Annotated in this window: 10 protein-coding genes; 5 read left to right on the top strand and 5 right to left on the bottom strand. The window is 33.8% G+C overall.

The features are described from left to right. Positions 1-455: 455 nt before the first annotated feature. The 4 genes from ACNQGG_RS17085 to ACNQGG_RS17070 all read left to right on the top strand — a co-directional run bounded on the left by ACNQGG_RS17085 (position 456) and on the right by ACNQGG_RS17070 (position 2,640). The gene (locus ACNQGG_RS17085; protein WP_417966036.1) at positions 456-1,454 is read left to right on the top strand and encodes a type IV toxin-antitoxin system AbiEi family antitoxin; all 999 of its coding nucleotides are present in this window, start codon (positions 456-458) and stop codon (positions 1,452-1,454) included. Beyond that, a complete protein-coding gene (locus ACNQGG_RS17080) occupies positions 1,429-1,941 on the top strand; it encodes a hypothetical protein (RefSeq protein WP_417966034.1) in 513 nt (170 codons plus the stop codon). Before ACNQGG_RS17085 ends, ACNQGG_RS17080 begins: the two co-directional genes overlap by 26 nt. Positions 1,942-2,007: 66 nt before the next feature. Then, positions 2,008-2,286 carry a hypothetical protein gene (locus ACNQGG_RS17075; protein WP_417966032.1) on the top strand — a complete coding sequence of 93 codons (279 nt, stop codon included), beginning with the start codon at positions 2,008-2,010 and terminating at the stop codon, positions 2,284-2,286. Positions 2,287-2,463: 177 nt separating this feature from the next. After that, positions 2,464-2,640 (top strand): histone H1, encoded by a 177-nt coding sequence (locus ACNQGG_RS17070; RefSeq protein ID WP_116761021.1) that lies wholly within the window; start codon positions 2,464-2,466, stop codon positions 2,638-2,640. 98 nt (positions 2,641-2,738) lie between these two features. Here ACNQGG_RS17070 and ACNQGG_RS17065 read toward each other — a convergent pair whose 3' ends face one another. The 4 genes from ACNQGG_RS17065 to ACNQGG_RS17050 all read right to left on the bottom strand — a co-directional run bounded on the left by ACNQGG_RS17065 (position 2,739) and on the right by ACNQGG_RS17050 (position 4,938). Beyond that, positions 2,739-3,155, bottom strand: coding sequence for an NUDIX hydrolase (locus ACNQGG_RS17065; RefSeq protein WP_417966038.1), 417 nt, complete (start codon positions 3,153-3,155; stop codon positions 2,739-2,741). Positions 3,156-3,411: 256 nt separating this feature from the next. Continuing rightward, positions 3,412-4,335 carry a HipA domain-containing protein gene (locus tag ACNQGG_RS17060; protein ID WP_417966030.1) on the bottom strand — a complete coding sequence of 308 codons (924 nt, stop codon included), beginning with the start codon at positions 4,333-4,335 and terminating at the stop codon, positions 3,412-3,414. After that, complete coding sequence (locus ACNQGG_RS17055; protein ID WP_417966028.1) at positions 4,328-4,642, bottom strand: HipA N-terminal domain-containing protein; 315 nt, start codon at positions 4,640-4,642, stop codon at positions 4,328-4,330. Before ACNQGG_RS17055 ends, ACNQGG_RS17060 begins: the two co-directional genes overlap by 8 nt. A 2-nt stretch (positions 4,643-4,644) precedes the next feature. Beyond that, complete coding sequence (locus ACNQGG_RS17050; protein ID WP_417966026.1) at positions 4,645-4,938, bottom strand: helix-turn-helix transcriptional regulator; 294 nt, start codon at positions 4,936-4,938, stop codon at positions 4,645-4,647. Positions 4,939-5,497: 559 nt separating this feature from the next. Between ACNQGG_RS17050 and ACNQGG_RS17045 the strand changes: the two genes are divergently transcribed. Continuing rightward, positions 5,498-6,910 carry a cyclodeaminase/cyclohydrolase family protein gene (locus tag ACNQGG_RS17045; RefSeq protein ID WP_417966024.1) on the top strand — a complete coding sequence of 471 codons (1,413 nt, stop codon included), beginning with the start codon at positions 5,498-5,500 and terminating at the stop codon, positions 6,908-6,910. A 14-nt stretch (positions 6,911-6,924) separates the two neighbouring features. Here the strand turns inward: ACNQGG_RS17045 and ACNQGG_RS17040 are convergent, their stop codons facing one another. Beyond that, positions 6,925-7,140 (bottom strand): hypothetical protein, encoded by a 216-nt coding sequence (locus ACNQGG_RS17040; protein ID WP_417966022.1) that lies wholly within the window; start codon positions 7,138-7,140, stop codon positions 6,925-6,927. Between the last annotated feature and the right edge of the window lie 25 nt (positions 7,141-7,165).

Here is a 7,165-nt window from a genome sequence, read left to right as displayed (position 1 = left end):
TAGTTTAAAAATAGGAAAAAAGTTATTTCCAAAAAATATTTTTGAGCTTTTTAAATGAGCTCAAATATTTTTCAGAATAACTTTTCAACTTACACAGTTAGTAGGACGCTACCAAAAAAACTGACAATATCGTAAAAAAGCATAAGTCAGTTCTTTACCTTTTTATGAATTAAAACACAGCAGCAGCCTATACCAAAACATTATACAGGAATTTACATTAGTATTCAAATTATAGTCTTCCACCAGTTCTTTTAAAAGATATATTTATCACTTCTCTTTTTATTTCATCAAATCCAAAAACAAAAAATTTCTTTGATTAAGTTATAGTGTTGCTACTTTATTAAATCAAGAATGGATTTAATAAAGTAGCAATTGCTAGTAAAGATAATAATTGTACATTTGTTCATAAATTACTATTGTTCACGTTTCCGTGAACAATAGTAATTTATGAACAAATGAATGAAAAAGAAATCATACAGTACGCTATAAATAATGTCCAAAAGAGCGGTATTATCCATGTGGAGTGGAAAGAACTCCCCAATGACGATATTATTGACGGAAAATTACTCTTGCAATTGAATAAACATACTATAGGACTATATGCAGAAATTAAAAAAGAACTTAGAAACATACATCTTGCTAAAATAGAAGAACTTGCTATTACAAAAAATCCTTTTATTATTGTCGCACAACGTATATTTCCGAAGATAAAGGAAGAGCTGCGCAAAAAAAATATTGCCTACTTAGAAGCTAATGGCAATATATTCCTGAATAAAGATGAAATCTATCTCTATATTGATGGTAACACCCCTATTGAATTAAAAAATAAAACAACTAATAGAGCTTTTACTAAAACAGGATTAAAAGTGATTTATCAATTCCTAATTAAGGATTGTATCAACAGTACCTATCGCGAAATTGCTGAATTAACGAATACCGGAATTGGCACTTTAAACACCATATTCAATGGTTTAAAAGAGGAAGGTTTTTTAATACAGCTGACTAAGAATGAACTCCAGATGGAGAACAAGAAAAAATTGTTAGATAAATGGGTACTAGAATATGAAAAACGGCTAAAGCCAACCTTAGCGATAGGAACATTTCGTTTTCTCAATAAAGACGATTTTTATAACTGGAAAAATATTCCCCTTAAAAAAGGGAAAACAATCTGGGGTGGAGAACCTGCAGGAGACCTTCTCACCAATTATTTACGTCCTGAGGAACTTACCCTATATACCAAAGAAGAAACAAGCGATTTAATGAAAAATTACCGTCTGGTTCCGGACTTAGAAGGCAATATTAAAGCATTTAAACAGTTTTGGACAGACGAACAAGAAAACGCAAACACAGTACACCCTCTCCTGGCCTATGCCGATTTAATGAATAAAGGAGACCGAAGATGCACAGAAACCGCACAAAAAATTTACGATGAGTATTTACAAGATCAGTTTTAAACAATTACAACAACAGCCTCATATTTCAGAAATGCTTACCGCATTAGAAAAAGGACTACATAAATACAATATAGACTTCTATCTGGTAGGCGCCGTGGCACGAGATGTTTGGATGACTGCCATAAACGATATACCACCAAGCAGAGTTACCGGAGACATCGATTTTGCCGTTTTTATAAATGACAAAAATACCTATGCGGACCTAAGAGAATATCTCATCAATGTTGAAGGATTCATCCCTTATAAAGGCAATGGTTTTGTTCTTAAATGGAAAAACATTATACAAATCGATTTAATGCCTTTTGGAGAAATTGAGGCCAAACCATCTAATATAACAGTTGAAGGAACCGGCCTTACCAGTCTCAATATGCCTGGATTCAAAGAGATTTATGATTCCGGGCTTCCGGAAGCTGAACTAGAAGAAAAACACCGCTTTAAATTTTGCACCTTACCCGGTATTGTATTGCTCAAATTGCTTGCTTTTTAAGAACGTCCCGAAATCAGACGCGACGATATCAAAGACATCAGTAAGATCCTAAAGCATTTTTTTGATATGTATGCCGATCAAATATATGAAAAACACAATGACCTTTTTGGAGATAAAGATATCAACCTAAACTGGATTGCTGCAAAAGTATTAGGAAGAGACATGGGTAAAATTGCCCAATTAAACGAAGATCTTTTTCTGAGGATAAAAAAGATCCTAAAGAAAAATACTACTGATATTCATTCCAGCGATATTGCCAAAATCATGGCAGAGTTTTTTCAAAATACGATCGAAGAGAATGTAAAATTGCTGGAACAGGTAAAAATTGGATATTTAGAAAACTGATGGCTTATAAATTAAAATCGAGCAATCACTCTTAAGTCACTTACAACCAATTATCACCCGTCTATTTTGAATTACACGACACAACTATCTTTAAAAAAACGAGAATTTTAACAGCAAATTAATCATATCTAACAGGCAAACTTTTATTTTTACACCCTAATTTAATAAAGCATTATCATGAAAGATCTAATCGAAAAAATCAACGCCGAAATCGAAACATTTAAAACAGAATCTGAATCACTAATTGAGAAAGGTGTCAAAGCTGCTGGACCAAGAGCTCGTAAATCAACTTTGGAAATAGAAAAACTACTAAAAGAGTTTAGAAAAGTCTCTGTAGAAGAATCAAAAAAATAAAGTCATCTTCAATTATCAGCCCTTTGGATTTTCTAGAGGGCTTTTTTTATAATCCTTTGCAATCTGCCCACCCCTCAAGACTAAATCTTTTCTAGCAACTACAAAATAAGATTCCCCATTGCCTCATTGATTTTCTCCAATGCTTCATCAACAGTAAACCATTGTGCTCTGTCTATTTCAGGAAAACTTTTTAATGTTCCTGACTTTGGTGGCCATTCTATCTCAAACGTATTACTCACTACAGCGTCGGCATTAATATCTTTTTCCAAAGCCCAAGCATAAACTACTTTACCTGATTTTAATTTTACAGGAGAAAGTGCTATAAAATGCCCCTCTAAATGAATACCTGTTTCTTCCTCAAATTCTCTGATGGCGGCATCAAATGCATTTTCTTCTTCATTGAATTCTCCCTTTGGTATGGACCAATGTCCCGCATCCTTGTTCTTCCAGAAAGGACCTCCGGGATGTACCAGCAAGACAAACAATTGATCATTGACTCTTTTATATAAAAGTATTCCAGCACTTTTTTTAACTTCATTCTTAAAATGTATTAGCCACTTACAGCATATTATGATAAAATGTAATTGAGCATTTTTAAATCGGTACTATACCCACTTTGGATGCTGTTTTGATTATAAGCAATACAAAACTTAGTATGCTTTATGTATGCTCCATGTCCTGTTCTATCCCCGTCCTGAAATAACTATAAAGATTATTAAACAAATTAAATTATTCAAAATGTTACTGGAAGCAGTACTAAAAGAATAATTATCAAAATCTCTTAATCCTATTATCCATTAACTTCAGATACTTTTCTTTCATGGCATCTGATAAAAAAGATATTTCTACAAGTTCAGTCCATCTGGATAGACTTTTATTCATATCAGATAAAATGGTATCAATTGTTTTGTCATTAAGCTGCAAACGTTCTTTTGCGAAATAATCTATCCACTCCGTTGCCTTGAAATTACTCTTTTTACCTTTGAGAGATAGCGCTAACTCCTCCTGTGGGTTTATAATGGAAATGGAAGAATTTAAGAAATCATAAACCGGAGTCAAAGTTGTTTTTCCAGCTTTTGTAATAACTGAAAAATTCTTTAAGTGCATATCTTCATTGCCTGTTATGAAACAGAACAAAACTCGTTTAAAGAAATCGGCTTTCTCTATAGCAGGAAAAGTGCAGTACTCCTCAATTACTTTGACCAACTTTTCCATTGTGTAATCATACTTCGTATCTCTGGAATTCCCAGTTAATTGTGCAAAATCTTCCGTAGCATATTTTTTCCCCTTACTGTATCTGTCAAATCGTTTGATAAAATATGAAAGACTCCCATCCTTTGAATAAATCAATCCATGGAAAGGTACTTCCAATCCATATACTTTTGCCATTTTCATCGTTACATCTTCATTTTCTGGCAGTTCCGGAAAAATATCATTTTGCGGTTTTATAATATAGTTGCCAAACTGATCTACAATTTCAAATTGTTCATTTACCACTGAAATCACAGCACTTAATTTTGGCTGCACTCCTTGAATAGACAATTTCTTTGCACGATTAGCCGCTTCCTGTCTCTGCTCGGCTGCCGTAAAAGGCAAATCATGTAGTGCAGTAAGTTTAGGAGCAATCAGTCGAAGCCCTTTTTCACTGTATTTTTCAGTACCACATAATTCGTACGTTATTGGGCATCTATTCATCTTTCCATTCTTTTACCGTTACTGCACCTACCAAATCATTTCCTGTAGCTATAAGTTGGGAGAAATAATCGTTTTTATCAATTTTACCGATTTTTAAAAGCCCTTCAAGCATTATGCCTTCTGGCAGTAAACCTTCAAAAAAAGAGGGGAATTTGACAAATGAATACTTTTTATTGGTCAATGGCATCGTCAATGATACCGGTTCTCCTTCATAATTGTCATCATAGGTAAATTGATAACTGCCAGCACTATCTTCAATCAATACCCCAGCCCTTTTATCGTGAACTAATATTATTGCTTTTCTCATGACTATTTATTGATGGGGCTTTTAAACTGGATTTCAATGTTCAATACTTTTAGCACAGCTAAAAGATTATTCCAACGAACCGTTTCTTTATTTTTCTCAATATCAAAAATTGTAGTCTTCCCTACTCCTGCCAGATTAGCCAATTCTAATTGTGTCAATCCTGCTTGCTTACGATGCTCTTTTATGAAGAGACCTAAATTAAAATCATTCATTTTTACCGCTTTAACAGTAAAAATAAACAAATATATGTTACAAAATACCATTTTATTAATAAAATGGTATTTTTTTACTGCCATAACAGTAAATTTTACATAAATTCTAGAAAAAACAATTAAACATACAGATATAGCCCCCTATTTTACTGTCATAACGGTAATTTAACCAATATTTTTTTTTACTAATAGCCTACATGGTTGGGATGTTTTTAGAATACTCCCGTCTCTTCTGATAATTAAGAGTTGTAGTCCATCATGTTGCGAGGAATTTGTCCACTAACAGCATGAACTCGTCAGTATGTGACCAAATGAGTGCGTGGTTCGCTCCATCGATAATGACCAGTTGCGAACCAATGATAACATCGTGGAGCATCTTCGTGTGGTGAAGTGGTACCGCTTCATCTTTTGAGGCGACTATGATAAGCGTCGGACATTTTATCTGGGTCAATCAGATTAAAAATCCGGCGCAGATTATAGGCTAAAAAATCAATCCTAATTTGCTCACCTTTGTGGGCACAGTTTAGAATGCGCTAACGATTAGGGTATATCAGAGCGGTCGGTATCGGGGATCAATGACTACATAGTTATATATTGCTCTAAACCAACGTTTTTACTTATATTTGTGACTTGACTATAAAATATGGAGAAAACATTATTAGATATATCTACGGTAGAGTTATTAGAAAAATTTGGTGCAGGAAAACATAAACCTGGTTCAGGAAGCGCTGCTGCTTTTCAGGCAATGATTGCTGCAAAGCTACTGATAACTGTAATTGGGCTCACAAATAGGACCAAATATCAAGCAATTTTTAGTAATGTATTACCAAAGCTTCTTAAACACTCCGATGATTTGGAAACCAAAATATTTCCGCAACTTAGTGAATTGTTCACTAATGATGCTCTTGAGTTTGATAAAGCTATTGAACTTAGAACTTTACGTAATCGAGAAACTGATCCAATAACTCGAAATCAATTACGAAGACAGGCTTTAGAACAAATGAAAGTTGCTATTGCGATTCCTTTGGACATTTGTAACCTTTCAATTGAATTATGCGAAATAGCTAATTATGTCTTTGATAATGCGTTCAAGGCTGCAAGAGGTGATTCTCATGTTGCTTTTAGCGGAGCAGTTGCTGCTTTAGCAGGCTCTCTAGCCATTATTCGCCTAAACCTTCTTCAATTCGGAAGCGATGACTTTAGATATTGTGAAGAAATATGTTCAAAATTACAGTACTTAGATGTAGATTATACAAATTATAATTCTCTAGCTACTTCTAAAATCAGTATACTTCAAAAGGAGTTTGATGCAAAGCTTCCGTTTTATAGGGATTTAAACAATCTGATCGATCGACTCAAGGCTAATAAAAAACCATTGGATTTAGAGGTAGAACAAGGTGTAAAGGACTTTCAAAATCTTGTGTGGAAACACAAGAATATTATCTGGAAAAATCCTCCAAAAGCCCCCCAAGAAATTCTTGAACCAAAACTTATTTTTCAGAATGTACTTTGTTATGATTATGTTATTCGAGAGGAATTTGGAGTTCCTGATGAAGAAGGAAACGTTATCGAAATCGCGGGTCTTATTGACCAAACCAATAGATTAGTAGTTATTTCAAACAAGTTTTCCGAGCCTACTCAAAGATTTACTGCTGCACACGAATTAACTCACGCTTTATTCCACGATCAACAATTACTACATCGTGATTTACCGTTTGATAATTCCACAACATATCAAAGACGAGCTCCAGAAGAAAAGGTCGCAGACAAAGGAGCGACTTACTTTCTAATGCCTAAAAAAGACATTACTAAAGAATTTATATTAAGATTTGGAGTCTCGGATTTTTCGATTAATGAAGAAACTGCTTTTAATTTAATTAAAGGAAATGTATCTGATTTAAGAAGAGAATGTAGAAGCATTCGAGAATTTGCAAGAAAGCTATCTTCAGCGCAGTCATATGACGCAAATTATTTTGAATCTTTGGCTCAAAAATTTAATGTTTCTGTTGGAGCCATGTCCATCCGACTTGAGCAACTTAATTTATTGCGATATTGATATTTTCTATGTAATTACTGACGTGTTAGAGATTTCTGGTTTGGGGTTAAATTAAGCCCATTATTCGGATTTGCCAAATCATCCCAAATACAAAACCATTTACCCATTAAGCCAATTGCCCAAATCAATTGTAGCAAATGTTGAACTAAACCTTCGGTAGCATCATTGTAGATTTTGATTATCTTACGAAGATAACTAAAATAGGATATTATGACTACAAAAAAAAGCATCCTGATGCGTTAAGAGAGAACAAAA

The organism is Flavobacterium esculini (assembly GCF_048284325.1).
Classification (GTDB): Bacteria; Bacteroidota; Bacteroidia; order Flavobacteriales; family Flavobacteriaceae; genus Flavobacterium.
Note: the sequence above shows the minus strand (reverse complement) of the source record. Positions and strands in the feature narration are given on the sequence as shown.